Annotated in this window: 17 protein-coding genes and 1 pseudogene; 6 read left to right on the top strand and 12 right to left on the bottom strand. The window is 75.5% G+C overall.

The window, feature by feature from the left end:
* Window positions 1–157 precede the first annotated feature (157 nt).
* The 4 genes from lanKC to ACFOX0_RS21680 all read left to right on the top strand — a co-directional run bounded on the left by lanKC (window position 158) and on the right by ACFOX0_RS21680 (window position 6,818).
* Window positions 158–2,872: a class III lanthionine synthetase LanKC gene (lanKC, locus tag ACFOX0_RS21665; protein ID WP_377548925.1), complete on the top strand. Its 2,715-nt coding sequence runs from the start codon at window positions 158–160 to the stop codon at window positions 2,870–2,872.
* A 31-nt stretch (window positions 2,873–2,903) separates the two neighbouring features.
* Window positions 2,904–3,029 (top strand): SapB/AmfS family lanthipeptide, encoded by a 126-nt coding sequence (locus ACFOX0_RS21670; RefSeq protein ID WP_377548927.1) that lies wholly within the window; start codon window positions 2,904–2,906, stop codon window positions 3,027–3,029.
* Window positions 3,030–3,150: 121 nt separating this feature from the next.
* Window positions 3,151–4,878: an ABC transporter ATP-binding protein gene (locus ACFOX0_RS21675; RefSeq protein WP_377548930.1), complete on the top strand. Its 1,728-nt coding sequence runs from the start codon at window positions 3,151–3,153 to the stop codon at window positions 4,876–4,878.
* Window positions 4,875–6,818 (top strand): ATP-binding cassette domain-containing protein, encoded by a 1,944-nt coding sequence (locus ACFOX0_RS21680; protein WP_377548933.1) that lies wholly within the window; start codon window positions 4,875–4,877, stop codon window positions 6,816–6,818. Before ACFOX0_RS21675 ends, ACFOX0_RS21680 begins: the two co-directional genes overlap by 4 nt.
* Here ACFOX0_RS21680 and ACFOX0_RS21685 read toward each other — a convergent pair.
* From ACFOX0_RS21685 to ACFOX0_RS21695, 3 genes and pseudogenes are all read right to left on the bottom strand, one after another.
* Window positions 6,759–7,232: pseudogene (locus ACFOX0_RS21685) on the bottom strand (LuxR C-terminal-related transcriptional regulator); the annotation flags it as partial. The gene ACFOX0_RS21680 and the pseudogene ACFOX0_RS21685 sit on opposite strands and share 60 nt — an antisense overlap.
* Window positions 7,233–7,527: 295 nt before the next feature.
* Window positions 7,528–8,133, bottom strand: coding sequence for a response regulator (locus tag ACFOX0_RS21690; protein ID WP_377548936.1), 606 nt, complete (start codon window positions 8,131–8,133; stop codon window positions 7,528–7,530).
* Window positions 8,134–8,385: 252 nt separating this feature from the next.
* Entirely contained in the window at window positions 8,386–9,144 is a 759-nt protein-coding gene (locus ACFOX0_RS21695) for a hypothetical protein (RefSeq protein WP_377548938.1), read from the bottom strand.
* Window positions 9,145–9,972: 828 nt separating this feature from the next.
* On the opposite strand from ACFOX0_RS21695, the gene paaI reads away from it, so the two are divergent.
* Window positions 9,973–10,389 (top strand): hydroxyphenylacetyl-CoA thioesterase PaaI, encoded by a 417-nt coding sequence (gene paaI, locus ACFOX0_RS21700; protein WP_377548940.1) that lies wholly within the window; start codon window positions 9,973–9,975, stop codon window positions 10,387–10,389.
* Here paaI and ACFOX0_RS21705 read toward each other — a convergent pair whose 3' ends face one another.
* A complete protein-coding gene (locus ACFOX0_RS21705; RefSeq protein WP_377548943.1) occupies window positions 10,390–11,958 on the bottom strand; it encodes an asparagine synthetase B family protein in 1,569 nt (522 codons plus the stop codon).
* A 5-nt stretch (window positions 11,959–11,963) separates the two neighbouring features.
* The gene (locus tag ACFOX0_RS21710) at window positions 11,964–12,893 is read right to left on the bottom strand and encodes a hypothetical protein (RefSeq protein ID WP_377548946.1); all 930 of its coding nucleotides are present in this window, start codon (window positions 12,891–12,893) and stop codon (window positions 11,964–11,966) included.
* A 207-nt stretch (window positions 12,894–13,100) separates the two neighbouring features.
* On the opposite strand from ACFOX0_RS21710, the gene ACFOX0_RS21715 reads away from it, so the two are divergent.
* Window positions 13,101–13,862, top strand: coding sequence for an SDR family NAD(P)-dependent oxidoreductase (locus ACFOX0_RS21715; protein WP_377548949.1), 762 nt, complete (start codon window positions 13,101–13,103; stop codon window positions 13,860–13,862).
* A gap of 72 nt (window positions 13,863–13,934) precedes the next feature.
* On the opposite strand, the gene hpnH is transcribed toward ACFOX0_RS21715, so the two are convergent.
* The 7 genes from hpnH to hpnC are packed head-to-tail and all read right to left on the bottom strand — an operon-like array spanning window position 13,935 to window position 22,241.
* Window positions 13,935–14,939, bottom strand: a complete 1,005-nt coding sequence (gene hpnH, locus ACFOX0_RS21720; protein ID WP_377548952.1) for an adenosyl-hopene transferase HpnH — start codon at window positions 14,937–14,939, stop codon at window positions 13,935–13,937.
* Window positions 14,936–15,925: a phosphorylase family protein gene (locus tag ACFOX0_RS21725; RefSeq protein ID WP_377548954.1), complete on the bottom strand. Its 990-nt coding sequence runs from the start codon at window positions 15,923–15,925 to the stop codon at window positions 14,936–14,938. The genes hpnH and ACFOX0_RS21725 overlap by 4 nt, the downstream gene beginning before the upstream one ends.
* Complete coding sequence (gene shc, locus ACFOX0_RS21730; RefSeq protein ID WP_377548957.1) at window positions 15,922–18,012, bottom strand: squalene--hopene cyclase; 2,091 nt, start codon at window positions 18,010–18,012, stop codon at window positions 15,922–15,924. Before shc ends, ACFOX0_RS21725 begins: the two co-directional genes overlap by 4 nt.
* Window positions 18,012–19,052, bottom strand: a complete 1,041-nt coding sequence (locus ACFOX0_RS21735; protein ID WP_377548960.1) for a polyprenyl synthetase family protein — start codon at window positions 19,050–19,052, stop codon at window positions 18,012–18,014. Before ACFOX0_RS21735 ends, shc begins: the two co-directional genes overlap by 1 nt.
* Window positions 19,049–20,398, bottom strand: coding sequence for a hydroxysqualene dehydroxylase HpnE (hpnE, locus tag ACFOX0_RS21740; RefSeq protein WP_377548963.1), 1,350 nt, complete (start codon window positions 20,396–20,398; stop codon window positions 19,049–19,051). The genes ACFOX0_RS21735 and hpnE overlap by 4 nt, the downstream gene beginning before the upstream one ends.
* Window positions 20,395–21,333, bottom strand: a complete 939-nt coding sequence (gene hpnD, locus ACFOX0_RS21745) for a presqualene diphosphate synthase HpnD (protein ID WP_377548966.1) — start codon at window positions 21,331–21,333, stop codon at window positions 20,395–20,397. The genes hpnE and hpnD overlap by 4 nt, the downstream gene beginning before the upstream one ends.
* A complete protein-coding gene (hpnC, locus tag ACFOX0_RS21750) occupies window positions 21,330–22,241 on the bottom strand; it encodes a squalene synthase HpnC (protein ID WP_377548969.1) in 912 nt (303 codons plus the stop codon). The genes hpnD and hpnC overlap by 4 nt, the downstream gene beginning before the upstream one ends.
* Between the last annotated feature and the right edge of the window lie 67 nt (window positions 22,242–22,308).

The following is a 22,308-nucleotide window of genomic DNA, read 5'->3' on the forward strand; positions in this document are numbered from 1 at the left end:
CGTCGGTGACGTCCGCACGGGCCGGCATGACATTTGTCAGACCAGGCCGTGCGTCCTTCACCCACCGTGATGACTAACCGCACTAGCTGTGGTGGAGTCCCGGGGACGAGACTCGATGGCAGAACGGAGACGCGGCGGACCCGGACGGAGGGTGAACGTGGACGAGCGCTACGACACGTACTGCGCGATCGACCCGCTGTTCTACGACTCCCCCACCAACACCACCGCCCGTACCACCGGGTGGGCCGCGGCGGACCGGCCGGTGCCCGAGGGCTGGCGGCGCGAGCCGAACGACGACTGGCTGATCTACGGTCCGGTCGACGGGACGCTGCCGCAGCAGGGCTGGAAGGTGCACGTCTCGGCCGGCCTGGACAACGCCGCCCGGGTGCTGGACCGGGTGTACGACTACTGCGTCCCGCGCGGCCTGCCGTTCAAGTTCCTCCGCGGCCCCCGGATGCTGCTGCTGCGCAACGCCAAGTACGCCCGGCGCGGCTCCAGCGGCAAGTTCGTCACCGTCTACCCGCGGGACGAGGCCGAGCTGGAACTGGTCTGCAAGGAACTCGCCGAACTGCTCGACGGCGAACCCGGCCCGTACATCCTGAGCGACCTGCGCTACGGCGCCGGCCCGGTGTACGTCCGCTACGGCGGCTTCGCGGCCCGCTACTGCCTGTCCGAGGACGGGCAGGTGGTGCCGGCGATCGCCGACGGCGACGGCACGCTGGTGCCCGACCGGCGGGACCCCGTGTTCCACGTGCCCGACTGGGTGACGCTGCCGGACTTCCTCGCCCCGCACCTGGCCGCCCGCAACGCGACAAGCACCACCGACCTGCCGTACCGGATCGAGAAGGTGATCCACTTCTCCAACGGCGGCGGCCTCTACGTCGGCCGGGACACCCGTACCGACACCGAGGTGGTGCTCAAGGAGGGCCGCCCGTACGCCGGGCTGGACGCCGCCGGCACCGACGCGGTCACCCGGCTGCGCCGGGAGGGCGAGATGCTGCGCCGGCTCGCCGACGTGACCCGGGTGCCCCGGGTGCACGACGAGTTCACCCTCGGCGACCACCACTTCCTGGCCATGGAGTTCATCGAGGGCCGGCCGCTGAACCGGGTGCTGGTCGAGCGCTACCCGCTGACCGACGCGGACGCCACCCCGGCCGACCTGGCCGACTACACGGACTGGGCGTTGAGCATCCACCGGCAGGTCGAGGCGGCCGTCGACGCGATCCACCGGCACGACGTGGTCTACGGCGACCTGCACCTGTTCAACGTCATGGTCCGGCCGGACGACACCGTCGCGCTGGTGGACTTCGAGGTCGCCGCGCCGGTGGCCGAGGCCCGCCGACCCGGCCTGCGCAACCAGGGCTTCGCCGCACCGCGCGACCGCACCGGCTTCGCCGTCGACCGGTACGCCCTGGCCTGCCTACGGCTCGCGTTGTTCCTGCCGCTGACCCAGGTGCTCCGGCTGGTGCCGGCGAAGGCCGCCCACCTGGCGGCCGTGATCGCCGCGAACTTCCCGGTCCCGCCCGGGTTCCTGGACGAGGCGGTCCGCGAGATCACCGGTGTACCCGGGCCGGCCGCGCAGCCCACCGACGCGGCGGCCACGGACACGCCGGCCGCGCAGCCCACGGCGCAGCTCACGGACACGGCGGCCGCGCAGCTCACGGACACGGCGGCCGCGGACCCGTTCGCGGCCTTCGACGCCGGTCGCGACGGCTGGCCGGCGCTGCGGTCCACGTTGGCCGGAGCGATCCTCGCGACGGCCACCCCGGACCGGGACGACCGGCTGTTCCCCGGCGACATCGAGCAGTTCCGGGCCGGCGGGCTCAACCTCGGCCACGGTGCGGCCGGCGTACTCCTCGCCCTCGCCGCCACCGGCGCGGGCCGGTTCCCCGACCACGAGGAGTGGCTCGTCCGCCGGGCGCTGAACCCGCCGTCGGGCAGCCGGCCCGGCTTCTACGACGGCCTGCACGGCGTGGCGTTCGCGCTGGAGCACCTCGACCGGCGGCAGCAGGCGCTGGACGTGCTGGATCTGTGCCTGCGGCAGCCGTGGGAGGACCTCAACCACGACCTGGTCAGCGGGCTGTCCGGGGTGGCCCTGAACCTGGCCGAGTTCGCCGGCCGGACCGGCGAGACCGGACTGCGCGACGCCGCCTGGCGGGCCGCCGACCTGGTCGCCACGCAGATCGAGGCACCGGACACCGATGGCCCGGTCAGCGGCGGCCGGCACCCGTGGGCCGGGCTCACCCGGGGACACACCGGACCGGCGCTGCTGTTCCTGCGGCTGTACGAGCTGACCGGCGACGCGGCGCAGCTCGACCGGGCGGCCACCGCCCTGCGCCGGGACCTGCGCCGGTGCGTGGTGCGCCCGGACGGCGCGATGGAGGTCGACGAGGGCTGGCGCACCATGCCGTACCTGGCGCACGGCAGCGTCGGGATCGGGCTGGTGCTGGACCAGTACCTGGCCCACCGCCCGGACGAGGAGTTCGACCGGGCCGCCGCGGCGATCCGGCGGGCCGCCCGCTCACCGCTGTACGTGCAGTCCGGCCTGTTCGCCGGCCGGGCCGGGATCATCGCGTACCTGGCGAACCGGCTCCGGCTGGCCGACGCCGACCGGACCGACTCCGACCGGACCGTCGCCGACCGGCGCGAACTCGACGCGCAGGTCCGCCGGCTGGCCTGGCACGCCCTGCCGTACCGGGGGCACCTGGCCTTCCCCGGCGAGCAACTGCTGCGGCTGTCGATGGACCTGGCCACCGGCACCGCCGGGGTGCTGCTGGCGCTGGGCGCGGCCCGGCACGACGAGCCGGTACGGCTCCCCTTCCTCGCGCCGCTGACCGGCGCGACCAAGCTCCCCTCGCGACCGCGAGGGTGAAGTCCGAACAAACCGAAAGGCGGTAAGGACCATGGTGCTTCTGGACCTGCAGGGCCTGGAGATGACCGAGCGCGGCGGCGGCGGGGGCGGCGGCGGAAGCCGCGCGAGCTTGCTGCTCTGCGGCGACAGCTCGCTCTCGGTGACGACCTGCAACTGACCTTCGTATTTGCGGCCCGTCCCGGGGATCGGACAACGGTCCCCGGGACGGGCCCGGGCCCCGGGCGGGGCGGCAGACCCCGCCCGGGGCCGTCCGCGTTCCCACGACGAGGAGGAGCACCGTGACCGTCGGCAGCGATCGCCTGCTGCGCCGGGCCGTCCGGGCCGGCGGCGGGTGGACGGTGCTGCTCGGCGTCACCGCGCTGCTCGGCGCGGCGGCCGAACTGCTGCTGCCCGCCGCCCTCGGCCGGGCCGTGGACGCGGCGCTGGACGGCTCCCCCGGCTGGTGGCCGGCCGCGGCGTGCGCCCTGGTGGCCGTCCTGGCCGGCACCGACACGCTGGGCGACCTCGCCGCCGGTACGGGCACCGCGCGGGCCACCGCCCGGCTGCGCCACCAACTGCTGCGGCACGTGTTCGCGCTCGACCCGCGTACCGCCGGCCGGCATCCGGTCGGCGACCTGGTGGCCCGGCTGGTCGGTCAGGCCGCCGACGCCGGTCAGGCCGGCAGCACGGTCGTGTACGGACTGGTCGCCGTGCTGCCCCCGGTCGGCAGCCTGGTCGCGCTCACCCTGATCGAGCCGCTGCTCGGGATCACCTTCGTGGCCGGGCTGGTGCTGCTCACCGTGCTGATGCGCGCCTTCGTCACCGACGCGTCCGCGGCGATGACCGGCTACCAACGCACCCAGGGGCTGATCGCCGGCCGGCTGCACGAGGCGGTCGCCGGACACCGGACCGTGGCCGCCGCCGGCACCGTACCGGCCGAGATCGACCGGATCCTGGTGCCGCTGCCGCTGCTGCGCGGCCACGGCCGGCGGTCCTGGCAGACCCTGGCCCGGGCGGCCGGCCGCAACGCCGCGGTCGCCCCGCTGCTGAGCCTGGCCGTGGTGGCGGTGGGCGGCTGGTCGGTGGCCGCCGGCTGGCTCACCCCGGGACAACTCGTCGCCGCCGTCCAGTACGCCGCCCTGGGCACCGGCCTCGGCGCGGTCACCGCGACCCTCAACCGCCTGGTACGGACCCGCGCCGGCGCGGGCCGGATCGCCGAGGTGCTCGCCCAGCCGACCCGGACGTACGGCCCGGCGCGGGTGCCGGCCACGGGTGCCGGGACGCTGACCTTCGACGCGGTGACGGTCCGGGCACCCGACGGGCGTACCGTCCTGCACCGGGTCGACCTGCACCTGCCGGGCGGCCGGGCGCTCGCCGTGGTGGGCGCCTCCGGCGCGGGCAAGTCCACGTTCGCGGCGGTCGCCGGCCGGCTGCGCGACCCGGACGAGGGTGAGGTCCGCCTCGACGGGGTGCCGCTGCACCGGCTGAGCCACGACGAGCTGCGCCGGTCCGTCGGCTACGGCTTCGAACGGCCGGTGCTGGTCGGTGACACCGTCGCCGACGTGATCGACCTGGGCGTACCGGCCGGCGCCGCGGACGATCCGGGGCGGCGACTGGGCCGGGTCCGGCGGTCGGCGCGGGCCGCCGCCGTCGACGGCTTCGCCGAACGGCTGCCGGACGGCTACCGGACCGCACTGGCCGACGCCCCGATGTCCGGCGGCGAGGCGCAACGGCTCGGCCTCGCCCGCGCCCTGCACGGCGGGCGGCTGCTGGTGCTGGACGACGCGACGTCCAGCGTGGACACGGCCACCGAGTACCGGATCGCCCGGGCGGTGGCCGAACACGGCGACGGGCGTACCCGGGTGATCGTCACCCACCGGGCCACCACGGCGGCCGCCGCCGATCTGGTCGCCTGGCTGGACGACGGCCGGCTGCGAGCGCTGGCGAGCCACGCGCGGCTGTGGACCGACCCGGCGTACCGGGCCGTCTTCCAGCCGGCGGGCGAGCCCGCCGGGCGGCCCGGATGAGCCGGGCGCGCGCCGAGGCGGACCCGGCCGGTACGGACGAGGGCCTGCGGGGCGTCGGTCGGTACACCCTGGGCGCGGTGCGGCGGCGGGCCCGGGCGGTACGCCGGCTGGCCGGCTGGTCCGTGCCGGAGGCGGTGCCCACCCTGCTGGTCGGTGCGCTGACCGCCCGGGCGGTGGACGACGGGTTCCTCGCCGGGCGGCCCACCGTCGGGCTGGCCTGGCTCGCCGTCCTGGCCGGCGCGGTGCTGGTCGGCGCGGTCGGCACCGGCCGCACCTATGCCTGCCTCGGTGACCTGGTCGAACCGTTCCGGGACGACCTGGTGGAACGGGTGGTCGGCGGGGCGTTGCGGCGTTCCACGGCGCCCGGCGGTCGGCCGGACACCGCCGCGGTGGCCCGGCTGACCCACCAGGTGGAGATCGTCCGGGACACCTTCGGCGGCCTGGTGATGGTGGTCCGCGGCTTCGTGTTCACCACCGGCGCGGCGCTGGTCGGCCTCTTCTCCCTCGCCCCGGCCGTCGCCGCCCTGGTCGCCGGGCCGCTGCTGGTCGGACTCGTCCTGTTCGGCTGCGCGATCCCGACGATGGCCGCCGCCCAACGCGCCTACGTGCGGGCCGACGAATGCCTCGGCGCCGCGGCCGGTGGTGCCCTGGCCGGGCACCGGGACGTGGTCGCCTGCGGCGCGCAGGACGAGGTCACCGCCGCGGTCGGCGCCCTGGTGGGGGCCCAGGCGACGGCCGAACGCCGACTGGCCCGGATGGCCGCCCTGCGCAGCCTCACCCTCGCGGTGGGTGGCTGGCTGCCGCTCGCCGTGCTGGTGCTCGGGGCGCCCGCCCTGGTCCGGCACGGACTCACCCCAGGCGCGATCCTCGGCGCCCTGGTGTACGTCTCCACCGCCCTGCACCCGGCCCTGCACTCGCTGGTGCAGGGCGTGGCCACCGGCGGCCTGCGGTTCGCCGTCACCCTGGACCGGATCCTCACCGCCTCGGCGTCGCCACCCGCCCCGGCACCCCCGCCCGAGCCGCCCCGGGCCGGTCCGCGCGGCGCGGGCGCGGGCGCGGTGCGCCTGTCCGGGTTGACCTTCCGGTACGGGCCGCATGCCCGGCCGGTGTTCCGCGACCTCGACCTGGACCTGGCGGCCGGGGAGCACCTGGCCGTGGTGGGTCCCAGCGGCGCCGGCAAGTCCACCCTGGCCGGTCTGATCGCCGGCCTGCTCGCGCCGCAGACCGGGACGGTACGGCTGGACGGCGCCGACGTGGCCGGACGGGACCAGGCCGAGCTGGCCGCCCGACGGGTGCTGATCCCGCAGGAGGCGTACGTCTTCACCGGTTCGCTCGGCGACAACCTGCGCTACCTGCGGCCGACCGCCGACCCCGACGAGGTGGCCACGGTGGTGGACCGGTTGGGGCTGCACCGGTTGGTCGACCGGGTCGGCGGGCTGGCCGGCACGGTGGACCCGGGCACGCTGTCCGCCGGTGAGCGGCAACTGGTGGCGCTGGCCCGGGCGTACCTGTCGCCGGCGCCGCTGGTGATCCTGGACGAGGCGACCTGTCACCTGGACGCGCCCGCCGAGGCCCGCGCCGAGCGGGCGTTCGCCGACCGGCCCGGCACGCTGGTGGTGGTGGCACACCGGATCAGCTCGGCGCTGCGGGCCGGCCGGGTGCTGCTGGTCGACGGCGGTCCGCCGGTCCTCGGGCGGCACGACGACGTGTTCGCCCGGTCGGCGACCTACCGGGACCTGGTCGGCCACTGGCAGCGCGGAGCCGACCCGGTGGCACCGGACACCGGTGCCCGGCCCGGGTCAGATCCAGCCCTTGTCGCGGGCGATCCGGACGGTCTCGATCCGGGTCCGGGCGCCGGTCTTGCCGGCGATCCGGGCCAGGTGGTTGCGCACCGTGCCCGGCCTGAGCGCCAGCCGGTCGGCGATCTCGACAACGGGTAGCCCGTCCGCCGCGATCGTCAGCACCTCCGACTCCCGTTCGGTCAACGGGCTGGACGTGGTCAGGGCGGCCACCACCAGGTCCGCGTCCACCACCGGTTCGCCGCGGGAGAGCCGGCGGACGCCCTCCACCACCCGCTCGGGCGATACGTCGTTGCCGAGGAAGCCCAGGGTGTCCCGGCGGTTGCGCAGCGCGTCGCCGAGCACCCGGGACTGGCGGGGCTCGGCGAGCACCAGCACTCGGCAGGGCAGGTCGACGCAGCAGGTGTGATCCGACTCCTGGTCGGCGTCGTACCGGGCGAGGTCGACGACGGCCACGTCCGGCCGGATCGACCGGAGCGCCGGGACGATGCGATCGCCCCGGTCGAGCTGGGCTATGACGTCGATGTCTTCCTGGGTGCTCAGCACATACGCCATCGCGCCGCGGATGAGTGCGCCGTCGAGGGCGAGCAGTGTCCGGATCAACCTCTCCCCTGTTCCCGTGCTGGTCGATGAGCGGTGCGGGTCCTCGCAGCGGTGCTTTTTGCGCAGAGATATCACTGTCCGTACGCATTTAAACACATCGTTGCCGGTTCCGTCCGTCACCCGGTCGGGGGAGAACGGCCCGCCGGACAAACCGCCACCACGATGCGCCCAGCGCGCTGATGATGCCCCGCCCGCACACCGGGGAAACGTGCTGGCGGGGGCGGGTTGGACCAGACCGGACCCGGTGTCAGAGCCAACCGTCGCGTTGCGCACGACGGATCGCCTCCAGCCGGTTGCGCGCGCCGGTCTTGCGCAGGATCGCCGACAGGTGGTTGCGGACCGTGCCGTAGGCGAGGAACAACCGGCGGGCGATCTCCCGCAGCGGTAGCCCCTCGGCGGCGGCCCGCAGCACCTCCCGTTCGCGGGCGGTGAGCGGATTCGTCGGCGGGTTGAGGGCGGCCACCGCCATCGCCGGATCGATCACCCGTTCCCCGGCGGCCACCAGCCGGACCGCCCGGACCAGTTCCGACGGCGGCAGGTCCTTGCTGACGAAACCACGGGCGCCGCCGTGCAGCGCCCGTTGCAGGGCCTCGGGGCTGCGCTGGGCACTGAGCGCGAGGACCGCGACGTTCCGCGCGTGGTCGGCCAGCCGGCCGACCACGACCGGCATGTCGCGGTCCGGCAGGTCCAGGTCGACGACCACGACGTCGGGCCGCTGCCGGGCCACCACGTCGAGGATCCCGACGCAGTCGGCCAGGTCGGCGACCACCTCCAGGTCGTCCTCACCGGACAGTACGGCGCGCAGGGCACCACGTAGCAGACCCATCCCTTCGATGATCACAATGCGGACCACGAAGCCATCTCCGTTTCTCGGAACGCGAACTCCGGCGACACCGGCACCCGGGGTACGACACGCCGGGGCCGAACACGAGCACGACTGGTCACGACTGGCATCCGCCGGTGGCCGGGCACTGGACGCGAGCGCGGAGGCTCCGGCCGGCAGCGACGGAAGGGTTCCCGGCAGCGCGTGGTACCGGCGGCCCGGCGGGCGGGCGGTCACGCGGCGGGAACGGCGAGGGCGGCCCGAGGTCGGCCGCCGGTCGACTCAGCCGGGTCGGGACAGTACGCCCTGGGCACGACCGGACCGGGTCGGTTCGGCGGATCGGGCGAGGGTCCGGCCGGCCGGATGGTCGACGGATCCGGAATGCGGTGCCAGGGCCGCCGGCGGGGCCTGGCCGGCGGCGTTCGCGGCGGCCCGCTGCCCGGTGGTCTCGTGGTCGGTCGGGTCCGGCAGGTGACCCGGCGCCGCCGGGTGCCCACCACCGGAGAGCACCCCGTCCGGCCCGGCCCCCGCGACGCTCGCCGCGGTCTCGCCGGCCGTACCCGGGATCGCCGCCGGCCCAGCCGGCGCGAGGCCCGACGGTGGTGCGTCCGACCCGGCCGGCACGAGCGACACGACCGCCACGGAGGGCGGTACGGGCACCACGTGGACCGGGAACTCCGGCAGCGGCGGCGGGGCGGGCGGCGGCAACCGACCCCCCGGAAGCGTGCCGTCAAGCGTCGCGGGCCCGATCAGGACGACATCGTCGACCACGTCGGTCACATCGTCGGTCACGTCATCGACCGCGCCGGAAACCAGGCCACCGGCACCCTCGATCAGGCCGGCCACCCCGCCGACCACCCCGACCGGCCCCAGCACCGGTGGGAGCAGCAGGTCGATCGCGCTCCCGACCGGATCGTCGGTCGCGGTGCCGGTGCCCTGCACCGGTCCGGTCGTCCCGGACAGCAGGCCGGCAACCCGGTCCACGGCCACGACCCGGTCGCGGCCACCGGCGTTCAGCACGGACGCAGCCGGCTCCGCCACGGGCGCGACACTGTCGCGGCCACCGGCGTTCAGCGGGGAGGCAGCCGGCTCCACCACGGCCGCGACCCGGTGCGGTGCGGTGGAAGGCGGGTCGGGACGGGGCCGGTCGCCTCCGGCGCCACGAGCCGTACCGGGTGACCCGGCGGCACCGACCGGACCCTGGTCCGAAACGGACGGTGTGCCGTCCTGGCCCGGGAGGCGACGGGTGCCCTTCCCGGCCGGGATGCGGTCCAGACCGGCCAGGACGCGATCCAGAACGGACGTCGGGCCCTTCCCCACCGCTGTACGCGGACCGCCGGGAGCGCAGGTCGGACGCGCGGAGCAGGCACCGTGGGGTGTGCGGCGCGAAAGGTCCGACACAGCGCCGGACCGGGCTCCGACGCCCGGGCCGGCCGGCATTCCGGCGCCCGGGTCGGCGGAGGCGGCGGGGCTGAACGCGGCAAGGGCGAGGTAGCCTGCGGCGGCCGCCACCGCGAGCAGGACGAGTCGCAGTGCGATCCGGACGAGCCACCTGCCGCGGGTCCACCCCGGCGGTCGCTCGTCACCAGCCACCACTCGTCGCATGCGTCCCGGCCGGTCCCTCCACTACGGACAGAAGTCTCATCGTATCTTCGCGTCAACCCGGTCGCACGCCGGGAAATGCCGGGTGTCGCCATCCGGACCTCCCACACTCATGATCATGTGCAGTTCAGCCGTTCGCCGCCCGGCTGTCGGACGGCCGAGGCGTTAACGATCAACGGCCCTCCGGGTGGGTGGGGGCTGGGCGGGTGGGGGGATCGGGGGGCTGCCTATCCTGGCCTCCTCGTATCTGGGTCGGGGGTGGGGTGGATGGCGCAGCCGGAGACGGAGAACGCGGCGCACCGGATGTTCGGTGCGGACAGCGCGTCGCGGACGCTCGGCATCGAGCTGGTGTCGGCCGGTGACGGCCGGGCGGTGGCCCGGATGCGGTTGACCGACCAGATGGTCAACGGCCACGGCATCGCGCACGGCGGGTACGTCTTCCTGCTCGCCGACACCGCCTTCGCCTGCGCCTGCAACAGCCACGGACCGGTCACCGTCGCGGCCGGCGCGGACGTCACCTTCGTGCGCCCGGCCCGGGCGGGCGATCTGCTCGAGGCCCGGGCGCAGGAGCGCTCCCGGTTCGGCCGCAGCGGGATCTACGACGTCACGGTGTGGCGGGACGCGGAGGTGATCGCGGAGTTCCGCGGCCGGAGCCGCGTGATCAGCACTCCCGAAGGCGTGTGATCAACGGCGGGCGCGGAGCAGGCGGGTGGCGTTCCAGCGGATCGCACCGGCGACGTCGCGCAGGTGCTCGCGGCGGGTGTAGTCCTGCCGGGCCACACTGTTGGCGACCGCCCGTTCGAGGTCGTGGTCGCAGCCCATCAGCACGCTGTCGAAGTCCCGGCGTACCGGTTCGAGCAGGTCGTAGCCGAACGACCGGTGCATCCGGGCGAACCGCGGCTTGAACAGCCGGGCCCGGTCGTGCAGGCCGGTGGAGTAGGACATCGGGTTCTTCGGCCGGTTCAGGATGTAGTCCGGCAGCAGGTCGGCGAACGCCTCCCGGAGGATCCACTTGTCCCGGCCGTCGCGCGACTTCAGCCCGAGCGGCATCCGCAGGGCCAGCTCGACCAGCGCCGGGTCGAGGAACGGCACCCGGGCCTCGACGCCGTGCCCCATGCTGGTGCGGTCCACCCGCTGCAGCTCGGTCCGGCCCAGGTTGCGCAGCTTGTGCAGGAACAGGTCCCGGGCCCGTTCCGGTCCGACCTCGTGGTACATCGGGTACCCGCCGAACAGTTCGTCCGACCCGTCGCCGGTGAGCACCACCCGTACGCCCGCCTCGCGGACCCGGCGGAACAGCGGCACGGACACGACCGCGTTGATGATGTCGCCGTACTCGGTCAGCTCCGACATCCGGATGGTCTCCCGGACGGTCCGGGACCGGATGTCCCGCGGACGCAGCTCGACCACCTCGTGCGGCACCCCGAGGTCGGCGGTCAGCCGCCGGGCGTACGTCAGGTCCTCGCTGCCCGGCGTGCCGACGGTGAACGCGACGCAGTCCGGGTGCTCCTGCCGCACGTGCAGCAGGGTGAGCGAGCTGTCCAGGCCGCCGGAGAGCACCACGCCCACGGTCAGGTCGGTGTCCACCCGCAGCCGGACGCTGTCGGCGAACGCGGTCCGCAGCAACTTGCCCGCCTCGTCCGGGTCGTCCAGCGGCGCCTGGCGCTCCCCCAGCCGGCGCAGGTCGAGGTACGGCTCCAGGTACGGCCAGCCGGCATCGTCGGCCCAGCCGTGGTGGGCCGGCGGCACCTCGGTGACCGGGGCGCCGACCCCGACCAGCGCCTTGACCTCGGAGGCCAGGTGCAGCCGGCCGCCCTGGCGGGACCAGTACAGCGGCTTCACCCCGAGCGGGTCCCGGGCCAGGTAGACCCGACGGGTGGGCCGCTCCACGACGGCGAGGGCGAACTCGCCCTGCAGGTGGTGCACGACGTCGTCGCCCCACTGCAGGAACGCCTCCAGCACCACCTCCGTGTCGCTGTCGGTGCGGAACGTCCGACCCCGGCCGGTCAGCTCGCGGCGCAGCTCACGGTGGTTGAAAACCTCGCCGTTGTAGCAGAGCAGCCAGCGCCCGTCGGCGGAGAGCCAGGGCTGGACCGCACGGTCGCGGTCCACGATGGGCAGTCGGCGGGTGCCGGCCAGCACGGCGTCGTCGAGCAGGGTCTCGTCGATCTCGCCGCGCGGGGTCAGCGCCGCGAGCATCTGCCGGAAGACCGCACGGTCGGCGCCCGGGCCGAGGATGAGGGCGATGCCGCACACGACGCTCAGCCGATCAGTTCGGCGGGCAGGTCGCGGCGCAGGTCCGCGGCGGCGGTCGGGCTCAGGCACAGGTGCCAGGCCTGCCCCTCGTCGATCAGGTTGACGTCGCCGGCCCGCTGCCGCTCCAGCAGGACGGCGGCCAGCCGGTCACCGGCCCCCCGCCGGCGCAGCCAGGTCATCTCCAGGTCGATGCCGTACCCGGTGCAGTGCGAACTGGGCAGCACGGCGGCGTAGCCGAGGCTGCGTAGCCGGTGCTGGTGCTCGACGCTGCGGGCCAGGCTGGTCACCCAGAGCGGCGGGGTGCGCCGCGGCGACCGCTGGGCGTACCGGGTGGCGAGGTCGTTGATCAGCGTGACCACCTCGGGCCGGGCCCGGGTGAAACGCAGCCCCGCGGTCCGGGGGGCCCGGTTCGGCCAGCACAGCCGCTCGGCGGCCCGGACGGCCCGGGCCGGCAGGGTGGTCGCCTGGCGGCGGTAGCGGAAGTTCAACCGGCCCGCGCGGCGCAGCGGGTCGAGGTCGACCAGGTCGGTCGCCGCCAGCAGGTCGGCGTTGGTCACGTACGGCGGGGTGTCCCGCCACCAGGCCGACTCGATCCGGGACAGCAGGTAGATCCGGACCAGGGCGGGCAGGTTGTGCGCGGAGCTGCGCTCGTTGGGACGGTAGTTGTGCAGTTCCAGCAGCAGCCGTTGGACCGACTCGGCGAGCCCGTCGGGGGTGGCCGAGAGGACCGCGGCGAACTGCGGTTCGTGCAGGCGCTCGACCAGCACCGTCTCGGCCCGGCGGAGGTCCTCCACGGCGACCCGCTCGGCGATCTCGTCCTGCAGGTCGGTGACGGCGGCGCGGAAGTCGTCGAGATCCCAGTCGGGCGTGGTGACCGGGTGGGCGGCCCGCCGCCGGACCGGGAACCGGGACAGGTCATGTCCGGGCAGTCGCATGTCGGGCCCCTTCTCCCAGGTTCGGCCCGGCTGGGCGAAACATGAAACCGACGCTAATGGGAGGTTTTCTCGCCAACGACGCATATCGCCACCAGGTCACCTGATCGGGGCGCGGACCTCCGGTCCGGGCGCCGGCCGTTCGTCGGGAAACGTCAGTCGTTTCCGGTTCCAGCCGCCCGCCGGGCTCCGGGCGCGAACAATGGCGGCATGACAGCAGGCCGGTTGAGCGGCGCCGTCGCCCTGGTCACCGGCGCGTCCTCGGGCATCGGGGCGGCCGCCGCCGGACGACTCGCGGCGGTCGGTGCCCGGGTCTTCGTCACCGGCCGCGACCCGGACCGGTTGGCCGAGGTCGCCGGCCGGACCGCCGGCACGGCGCTGGCGTACGACCTGACCCGGCCGGACCGGGCGGCGGAGCTGGCCGCCCGGGTGCTGTCCGCCGCCGGTCGGATCGACATCCTGGTCAACAACGCCGGGCAGGGCTGGGCCGGCCCGCTGGTCGGGATGACCGACGCCGAGATCGTCGACCTGGTCACGGTCAACCTGACCGCCCCGATGCTGCTCACCCGCGCCGCGCTGCCGGGCATGCTGTCCCGCGGCCGCGGGCACCTCGGTTTCGTCGGCTCCATCGCCGGTCGGCTCGGCGTCCGCGAGGAGGCCGCCTACTCGGCGGCCAAGGCCGGCCTGGGCGTCTTCGCGGAGAGCCTGCGGCAGGAGGTCGCCGGCCGTGGCGTGGTGGTCACCGAACTCGTCCCCGGGGTGGTGGCGACCCGGTTCTTCGACCGCCGGGGCCGCCCCTACCAGCGCCGCTCACCCCGCCCGGTGCCGGCCGAACGGGCCGCCGACGTGCTGCTGGCCGCGCTGCTCGCGGGACGGGACGAGGCGTACCTGCCGGGCTGGCTGCGGCTGCCGGTGGCGCTGCGCGGCGCGCTGCCCCGGGCGTACCGGGCGCTGGCCGGCCGGTACGGCTGAGCCCGGCCGGCGGCGCGAACCCGGCGGCCACCGCCGGCCCGATCCGGGCGGCGGCCCGACCCGACGGCGGGCTCAGTTGGCCCGGGCGGCCCGCAGCGACTCGCGCAACGACCCGACGGTGGCCAGCACCGCGGTCGGCTCGTAGCCGCAGTGCGCCATGCAGTTGTTGCACCGGCTGTCGCGCCCCCGCCCGTACGCCGACCAGTCGGTGGTCTCGACCAGCTCCCGGTAGGTCTTCGCGTACCCGTCGTTCAGCAGGTAGCACGGCCGCTGCCAACCGAACAACGAGTACGACGGGATGGCCCAGGCGGTGCACGGGAAGTCCACCTTGCCCTCCAGGAAGTCCAGGAACAGCGGCGAGTGGTTCAGCCGCCACCGGCTGCGCCGCCCGTCGGCGAACGCCTTGCGGAACAGCGCCCGGGTCTCCTGCACGCCGAGGAAGTGGTCCTGGTCCGGCGCCTTGTCGTAGGCGTACGCCGGGGACAGCATCATCTGGTCCACGCGCAGGTCGTCGTTGAGGTAGTCGAGCACCTCGATCACGGTCTGCGGGGTGTCGGTGGAGAAGAACGTGGTGTTGCTGGTGACCCGGAAGCCGCGGCGCTTCGCCTCGCGGACCGCCGCCACCGCCTGGTCGAAGACGCCCTCCTTGCAGACCGAGGCGTCGTGCCGCTCCCGTAACCCGTCGATGTGTACGGCGAAGGAGAAGTACCGCGACGGGGTGAACTTGTCGATCTTCTTGGTCAGCAGGGCCGCGTTGGTGCACAGGAAGACGTACTTGCGCCGCTTCACCAACTCGTCGACCAGGACGTCGATCTGCGGGTGCATCAGCGGCTCGCCGCCGGCGATGGAGACCATCGGCGCGCCGCACTCGTCGATCGCCGCGAGGGCCTGTTCCACCGGCATCCGCCGCTTCAGCACGTCCGCCGGGTGCTGGATCTTGCCACAGCCGGCGCAGGCCAGGTTGCACGCGAACAGCGGTTCCAACTCCACCAGCAGCGGGTAGTACGCGCGGCGCCGCAGCTTCTGCCCGAGCAGATAACGGCCCACCCGCAGGCTCTGCCGCAACGGCATGCTCATGACAACCCTCCCCCGTATCGAGCGTTCATCCGGACCGGGACTTCCCTCGGAACGGTGGACCGGACGTCCTCGGTGTCGGCCGCGCGTTCCCGCACGTCGTCCGCGCCCAGACCGGCCAGCGCGGCGACGGTCCGCGCGACCAGCCGGGGTGGCGCCGACGCGCCGGCCGTGACGCCGACGGCCCGCGCCCCGGCCAGCCAGCGCAGGTCGACCTCGCCGACGTCGCCGACGAGGTGGGCGGGGGTGCCGGCGCGTTCGGCCGCCTCGACCAACCGTCGGGCGTCGGCCGGGTCGCCGGGACCCAGCACCAGCAGCACGTCGGCCTCCGCGGCGATCAGCCGCAGGGTCGCCGGCCCGGCACCGGCCGGGTTCTCCGGCCCCGACGCGGCCAGCAGCACCCGGCGAACCGTGGTCGCGGCGGCCCACTCGACCAGCGCCGGCCCGACCGGGCCGAGCGCCCGGACGGCGGCCAGCACCCGGGGCAGCGTCCCGGGCCGGTACAGCGGGCGGGACGCCGGGTCGGCGACCACGCGTACGCAGGCGGTCGGCCGGTCCGCCGCGGCGGCCAGGACGGCCGCCGACTCGGTGTCCACCGCCAGTGCCCCGGTGCCGGCGAGCCGTTCCCGGTGCCGGCCGGTGGCCGGTCGCCGGGTGGTCGCCACCGGCCCGAGGTGCACGGTGTGTCCGCGGCGGCGCAGCGCGGCGGCGATCATCGGGGCCGCCGGGCAGGGCAGAGCGGTCGCGGCGGCGCCGTCGGCGCGTACCTCGGTGGCCACCACGACGTCGCCGGTGCGCAGGCCGGCGGCGAGCCCGCCGGCGATGCCGGCCACCGCGACCGGGCCACCGCCGCCGTCCCGACGGGCGGTCCGGGCCGCCCGGGCCGGGCCGATTCCGGTACGCCGTACCGGTGCCCCGGCGGGCAGCCCTCGGCGCAACGCCCGCACCTCCGGACGCATCGCCGCGAACAGGGTCCAGTCGACCGTCATGCCGGCGCCTCCGGTTGTCCGGCCAGCCCCGGTTCGACCAGCTCAACCGGTACGCCCGGCAGTCGCCCGCCCGGTTCGGCCGTCCCACCGACGACCGCGGTCGACCCACCGACGACCGCGGTCGACCCCGGTCCGCTCGACACCGGTACGGCCGGGGCGGGGACCGACTCGGCCGGGACGGTGGTGCGCAGGACCGGGGCGGGCGACGGGTCGGCGCCCAGCAGCCGGCCGAGCGCACTGACCGGGAACACCTGTCGGTAGAGGTGGTAGTTGATGTAGAAGTAGCCGGGGAAGCCGGTGCCGGTGTACAGCGGCTCGTCCCACCCGCCGTCCGCCCGCTGGTGGTCGACCAGCCAGCCGATGCCGCCAGCGGCCGCGGGCGAGTCGCCGGCGCCGGCCGCGTGCAGGGCCAGCAGCGCCCAGGCGGTCTGCGAGGCGGTCGACGCGCCCCGGCCGCGCCAGGCCGGATCGCGGTACGACCGCAGGTCCTCACCCCACCCGCCGTCCGGGTTCTGCCGGTCGGTCAGCCACCGCACGCCCCGGGTGATCGCCGGATGGCGGACCGGCAGGCCGGCGGCGACCAGCGCCGGGAGCACCGCGCCGGTGCCGTACACGTGATTGGCGCCCCACCGGCCGAACCACGAGCCGTCCGGCTCCTGCGCCCGCAGCAGCCACCGCACGGCCCGCCGGGCGGCCGTCGAGTCGGCCCGGTCCACCGCGCACAGGGCCTCCAGCACGTGTGCCGTGACGTCCGCGCTGGGCGGGTCGATCACCTCGCCGAAGTCGCAGAACGGCAGGTCACGGGCGATCCGCCGGGTGTTGTCGGCGTCGAAGGCGCCCCAGCCGCCGTCCCGGCTCTGCATCCCGCGCAGCCAGGCCGCGCCGCGGCGCAGCGCGTCGGCGGTACGCCCGTCCGCGGCGGTACGCCGCAGCGCGAGCAGCACCTCGGCGGTGTCGTCGGTGTCCGGGTAGCCGTCGTTGTCGAACTCGAACGCCCAGCCGCCCGGTGGCAGGCCGGGCCGGCGTACGGCCCAGTCGCCGGGCACCCGGATCTGCTCGTCCAGCAGCCACCCACCGGCCCGGACCAGGGCTGGATGTTCGGGCCCGAGACCGGCGTCGGCCAGCGCCACCACGGCGAGAGCGGTGTCCCAGACCGGGGACTGGCAGGCCTCCAGCCGGCGCACCTCGCCGTCCGGCGTCCGGTCCCGGACGGTGAACCGCTCGAACCCGGCCAGGCCGGTCCGCAGCACCGGATGCTCCAACGGGTAGCCGAGCAGGTGCAGGGCCAGCAGCGAGTAGACCCAGGGCGGCTGGATCCCGCCCCACGAGCCGTCCGCCTCCTGCCGGGCCACGATCCACTCGGCCGCGCGGCGCATCGCGTTGCGCCGCAACGGCCGCAGCGGCCGGCGCTCGTAGCCGCGCAGCACGACGTCCAGCCGGTGCAGCCAGCCGGACCGGTGCCGCAGCGACGGCGGCGGGGCGGACCGCCGACCGGTCCGCAGTTCGGTGAGCGTGAAGCCCAACGGCCGGACCGGCCGGACGGACCGGATGATCGCCAGCGGGACGATGGTCTGCCGGGCCCAGCAGGCGAAGTCGTACACGTTGAGCGGGAACCACGGCGGCAGCAGCACCACCTCCGGCGGTACGGCGGGCAGCCGCTGCCACGGCCACTGGCCGAACAGCGCCAGCCAGAACCGGGTGAACACGCGGGTGTTCTCGAGGCCGCCCTCGGCCAGGACGAACTCCCGGGCCCGGCGCATGTGGTCGGCGTCCCGGGCGTCACCGGCCAGCCGCAGTGCCGCGTACGCCTCGACGGTGGTGGACAGGTCGGCCGGCCCGCCGTGGAAGGTGGCCCAGCCGCCGCCGGGCTGCTGCCGGTGTCGGATCCACCGGGCCGTCGGTTCCAGCACGTCGGCGGTGAGGATGCCGAGGAACTGCCGCATCAGCAGGTCCTCGGCCTCCATGGTCACGTTGGTCTCCAGCTCGCCCTGCCACCAGCCGGCCGGGTGCTGGGCGGCGAGCAGGTGATCGCGGGCCCGGTCCAGGGTTTCCCGGGCCCGGGTACGCAGGTCGGCGTCCTGCGCCATCAGTGGTCCCGGCCGGTGATGAAGTGCGCGACGGCCACCAGCTCGCCGTGCACGTCGGTCAGCTCCGGCCCGGCCGCGCCACCCGGGCCGGTCAGCCGGTCCAGCTCCGCCAGCGCCTCGGTGAGCAGCCGGTCGGCTTCCTTGGTGGTCCAGTCCCGGGCGCCGGTCTCCTCGATCAGCGCCGCCGCGGTGGCCAGGTCGGTGTCGGACAGGTCACCGGGCGCGGCGTACAGGTCGCGCAGTTTCTCGCTGGCCGGCCCGCCCGCGGTGAGCGCCCGCACCACCGGCACCGACTTCTTCCGCTCCCGCAGGTCGGCCAGGACCGGCTTGCCGGTGACCGCGGGCTCGCCCCAGATGCCCAGCAGGTCGTCGGTGAGCTGGAAGGCCAGCCCGAGCCGGTCGCCGTAGAGAGCCAGGCCGAGGGTGAGTTCCTCCGGCGCGCCGCACAGGATGGCGCCGAGCGTGGCCGAGCAGGACAACAGCGCGGCGGTCTTGTCCCGGGCCATGGTGAGGCACTCGTCCAGCGTCACCTCGGCGCGGGTCTCGAAGGCGATGTCGGCGGCCTGCCCGGCGATCAGCCGGCGGATCGCGGCGCTGAGGCAGCGCGAGGCCCAGGCGGCGTTGCCCCGGGGCGACTCGGACAGCAGGTCGGCCGCGAGGCCGAGCAACGCGTCGCCGGCCAGGATGGCCGGGCCGATCCCGAAGGCGGCCCAGGCGGTGGGCCGGTGCCGGCGTTCCCGGTCGCCGTCGATCACGTCGTCGTGCAGCAGCGAGAAGTTGTGTACCAGTTCGACCGCCGCGGCGCCGGTCAGGCCGTCCCGGGCGTCGCGGCCCGCGGCCCGGGCCGACAGCAGCGCCAGCGCGGGCCGCAGCCCCTTGCCGCCGCCCCGGACGGTCGGGTTTCCCTCGACGTCCCAGTAGCCGAGCTGGTAACCGGCGACCCGCCGGGTGCGTTCGTCGATCCGGTCCAGGTGGGCCCGGATCACGGGCTGGACGAACTCGTCGACCTCGGTGAGGATGCCGGGCAGGGTCGTCGTCATGTCATCGCCTCCGTCGCACTCGATCTCGCCCCGAGGTGGGCGAGTACGACGTCGGCCGCCTGTTGGCCGCTGCGTACCGCGCCCTCCATCGTGTCCGGCCACCCGGTGTCGGTCCACGCCCCGGCCAGGGCCAGTCCGGGCAGCGCGGTCCGGGCCGGCGGTCGCAGCGCCCGGGTGCCGGGGGCCTGCCGGAAGGTGGCCCGCGGTTCCCGGGTCACGAACACGTCCCGCACCTGCGTCCGCCCGGCCGCCGGGAACAGCTCCGCCAGCGCGGCGAGCTGGGTACGGGCCAGCTCCGCCGTCGGCGTACCGACGAGCGCGTCGGCGGCCGAGAGCGAGATCACCAGGTACTGGCCCGGCTGGCCGGGCGGGGTGCGGTCGAAGAGCCACTGGACCGGGCTGTCCAGGGCGGCCGCGAACCGCAGGTCGGTGACCCGGTGCGCGTAGCGGACGTGCACGTTGACGATCGCCGCCGCGCCGAGGCGCGCCCAGCGGCCCCGGTCCGGCGCGGCCGCCGGCGGCACCAGCCGGGCGGCCCGCTGGTGCGGCACGGCCAGCACCACCGCGTCGGCCCGTTCCCCGGTCCCGTCGGCGTGCACGTCGAACCCGGCGGCCCGGGCGACGATCTGCCGGACCCGGCTGCCGGTACGCACCACGCCGCCCCGGTCGAGCAGCAGGTCGCGGGCCGGGCGGCCGTGCAGGTCCAGCAGCGGCACGTCGGGCAGGCCGATGTCCCCGGCGTCGGCGCGCTCCAGCAGTCCGGTGCGCAAGACCCGGGCGGCCAGCGCCAGCGAGGCGTGCCGGGGCGGGACGTTCAGCGCCGCCACGCAGATCAGCTCCCACAGCCGGCGTACGGTCCGGTCGTCCTGGCCGTGCGCGGCCAGCCAGTCGCCGAAGCCGACCTGGTCGGTGACCGGGTCGTCCGGGTCGACCGCGCGCAGCGCGGCCGCCGCCCGGATCGCGGCGATCCGCCGCCGCGGGGTCAGCGGGCGGTAGCCGAGCAGGCCGGGCAGCAGGTGCGCCGGCGCCGGCAACGCGCGGCTGCGGGCCAGCACGTGCGGCCGGGCACCGGGGCGGAGCACGGGCACCGCGAAGGCGTCCTGCACGGACGTACGGGCGGCCGAGCCGAGCCGGTCGAGCAGGCCGCGGTACTGCCGGTAGCAACGCAGAAAGACGTGCTGCCCGGTGTCGACGGTGAGGTCGCCGCGGGGGAACGAGTAGGTGGCGCCGCCCAGGTGCGGCCGGGCCTCGAAGAGGGTGACCCGGTGGCCGGCGTCGCAGAGCCGGACCGCGGCGGCGATGCCGGCCAGCCCGCCGCCGACCACGCAGACCCGGTCGCCGGTCACGGTCGGACACCCTGGTCCGCCGCCGGTTCCGCCGGACGGGTCCGGGGGGCGCCGACGGTCATCGCCCGGGCCGCCACGTACGCCTTCTCCCAGCCGGGCAGCGACACCCGACGGCGCAGCACCGCGGCCGGGTCGGTGATCATCCGGCCGAGCAGCCGGTGGTAGATGCCGGCCATCGCCGCCACGCAGGCGGCGCTGCGGCGGTCCAGCATCGGCAGCAGGGTCAGGCCGGTCCGGTAGTACCGTTCGGCGCGTACCGCCTGCCACCGGATCAGGTCGACCAGCCGGTCGGGGGCGTCCCGCAGCCCGCCGTCGGGGCCGAGTTCCAGGGTGCAGCCGAACCGGGCCAGGTCCTCGGCCGGCAGGTAGATCCGGCCGTTGCCGCGGTCCTCGACGATGTCCCGCAGGATGTTCGTCAGTTGCAGCGCGATGCCGAGCGTGTCGGCCAGTTCGGCGGCCCGCTCCCGGGAGGCCGCCGGCCGCAGGTCGAACACGCCCAGCGACAGCCGGCCGATCGAGCCGGCGACGCACCGGCAGTAGCCGACCAGGTCGGCGAGGGTGTCGTAGCGGGTGCCGCGGACGTCGGCGACGCAGCCGTCGATCAGCTCGTCCAGGGCGGCCAGCGGGATCGGCAGCCGGCCGGCCGCGTCGGCCAGGGCCAGCAGCACCGGGTCCGCGCCGGCGGCCGGCAGCCGACGCAGGGCGGCCCGGATCTGGTCCAGCCGGGCGAGCTTGGCGGCCGGCGGCAGGTCACCGTCGCCGATGTCGTCGATCCGGCGGGCCACCGCGTACACGGCGGAGAGGGCGCCGCGCCGGTCCGGGCGCAGCAGCCGGATCCCGTACGAGAAGTTGCGGGCCTCGGTCCGGGTGATCCGTTCGCACTCCCGGTAGGCCAGGTCGAGGGCGTCGGCGTCGACGCCCGGACCGGGCCTCATGCCGGCGCTCCCGGTCGCAGCAGGGTTCCGGCCAGGTGGCCGGCGGTGGTCCACCGGGTCGGTCGGGGCGGTCCGGGCAGCGGGTCGTAGTCGGCCCGGCGCAGCGCCGCGAGCGTGGCCCGGCCACCGGCGACGTAGCCGGCCACGGCCAGCCGGGCCCAGCCCCGCAGCTGCCCGACCAGCGGGGTGCCGGCGGCCAGCAGGCCGGCGGCGCGGTCGGCCTGGCGTTGGATCACGTACCGCAGCAGCCCGCCGGCGTGCGGCGCGGCCAGCTGCTCCTCGGCGACCCCGAACCGGGCCAGTTCGTCGGCCGGCAGGTAGATCCGACCCCGGCGGTAGTCCTCGCCGACGTCCTGGAGGTGCTCGACGACCTGCAGCGCGGTACAGATCCGGTCGGACAGCGCGATCCGCCCCGGTGACGCGGCGCCGAAGACGTGCAGCACCAACTCGCCCACCGGGTCGGCGGAGAGCCGGCAGTAGTCGACCAGGTCGTCGAAGGTGGCGTAGCGGACCTGCTCCTGGTCGCGGCGGTTGGCCTCGATCAGCCGCAGCAGCGGTCCGATCGGCAGGCGGCACTCGGTCACCGTCGGCGCGAGCCGGATCAGCACCGGGTGGCTGGACGGCACGCCGGCGTACAGGCCGCGCAGCTCGACCTCGATGCGACGCAGCGTGGACAGGCGGGCGGCGGCGTCGTCGGTGGCGGTCCCGCCAGCGCCGGGTTCGTCGCCCACGTCGTCCACGAACCGGGCGTACGTGTAGATGGCGAGCAGGTGCCGGCGGACGCGCTCGGGCAGCACCCGCAGGGCGACCGGGAAGTTCTCGCCGGCCAGGGCGCTCTCCGGCGACCGGCGACCGGCCACGGACGCCGGCGAGGGCTGGCCGGGGCCGGTTCTCGTCAGCTCGAGCACGGGGGCGCTGCCTTTCGCCGGGTACGCCTCGACGGCCCGGAGCGCACCGGGCCGGTACGGCAAGACT

The organism is Micromonospora zhanjiangensis (genome assembly GCF_042650605.1).
Classification (GTDB): domain Bacteria; phylum Actinomycetota; class Actinomycetes; order Mycobacteriales; family Micromonosporaceae; genus Micromonospora_J; species Micromonospora_J zhanjiangensis.

Bases quoted from the DNA above. Each gene is read 5' to 3' on its own strand.
- ACFOX0_RS21670 (WP_377548927.1), top strand. From the start codon at position 2,904: ATGGTGCTTCTGGACCTGCAGGGCCTGGAGATGACCGAGCGCGGCGGC.
- ACFOX0_RS21680 (WP_377548933.1), top strand. From the start codon at position 4,875: ATGAGCCGGGCGCGCGCCGAGGCGGACCCGGCCGGTACGGACGAGGGC.
- paaI (WP_377548940.1), top strand. From the start codon at position 9,973: ATGGCGCAGCCGGAGACGGAGAACGCGGCGCACCGGATGTTCGGTGCG.
- ACFOX0_RS21710 (WP_377548946.1), bottom strand. From the start codon at position 12,893: ATGCGACTGCCCGGACATGACCTGTCCCGGTTCCCGGTCCGGCGGCGG.
- ACFOX0_RS21715 (WP_377548949.1), top strand. From the start codon at position 13,101: ATGACAGCAGGCCGGTTGAGCGGCGCCGTCGCCCTGGTCACCGGCGCG.
- hpnH (WP_377548952.1), bottom strand. From the start codon at position 14,939: ATGAGCATGCCGTTGCGGCAGAGCCTGCGGGTGGGCCGTTATCTGCTC.
- ACFOX0_RS21725 (WP_377548954.1), bottom strand. From the start codon at position 15,925: ATGACGGTCGACTGGACCCTGTTCGCGGCGATGCGTCCGGAGGTGCGG.
- shc (WP_377548957.1), bottom strand. From the start codon at position 18,012: ATGGCGCAGGACGCCGACCTGCGTACCCGGGCCCGGGAAACCCTGGAC.
- ACFOX0_RS21735 (WP_377548960.1), bottom strand. From the start codon at position 19,052: ATGACGACGACCCTGCCCGGCATCCTCACCGAGGTCGACGAGTTCGTC.
- hpnD (WP_377548966.1), bottom strand. From the start codon at position 21,333: ATGAGGCCCGGTCCGGGCGTCGACGCCGACGCCCTCGACCTGGCCTAC.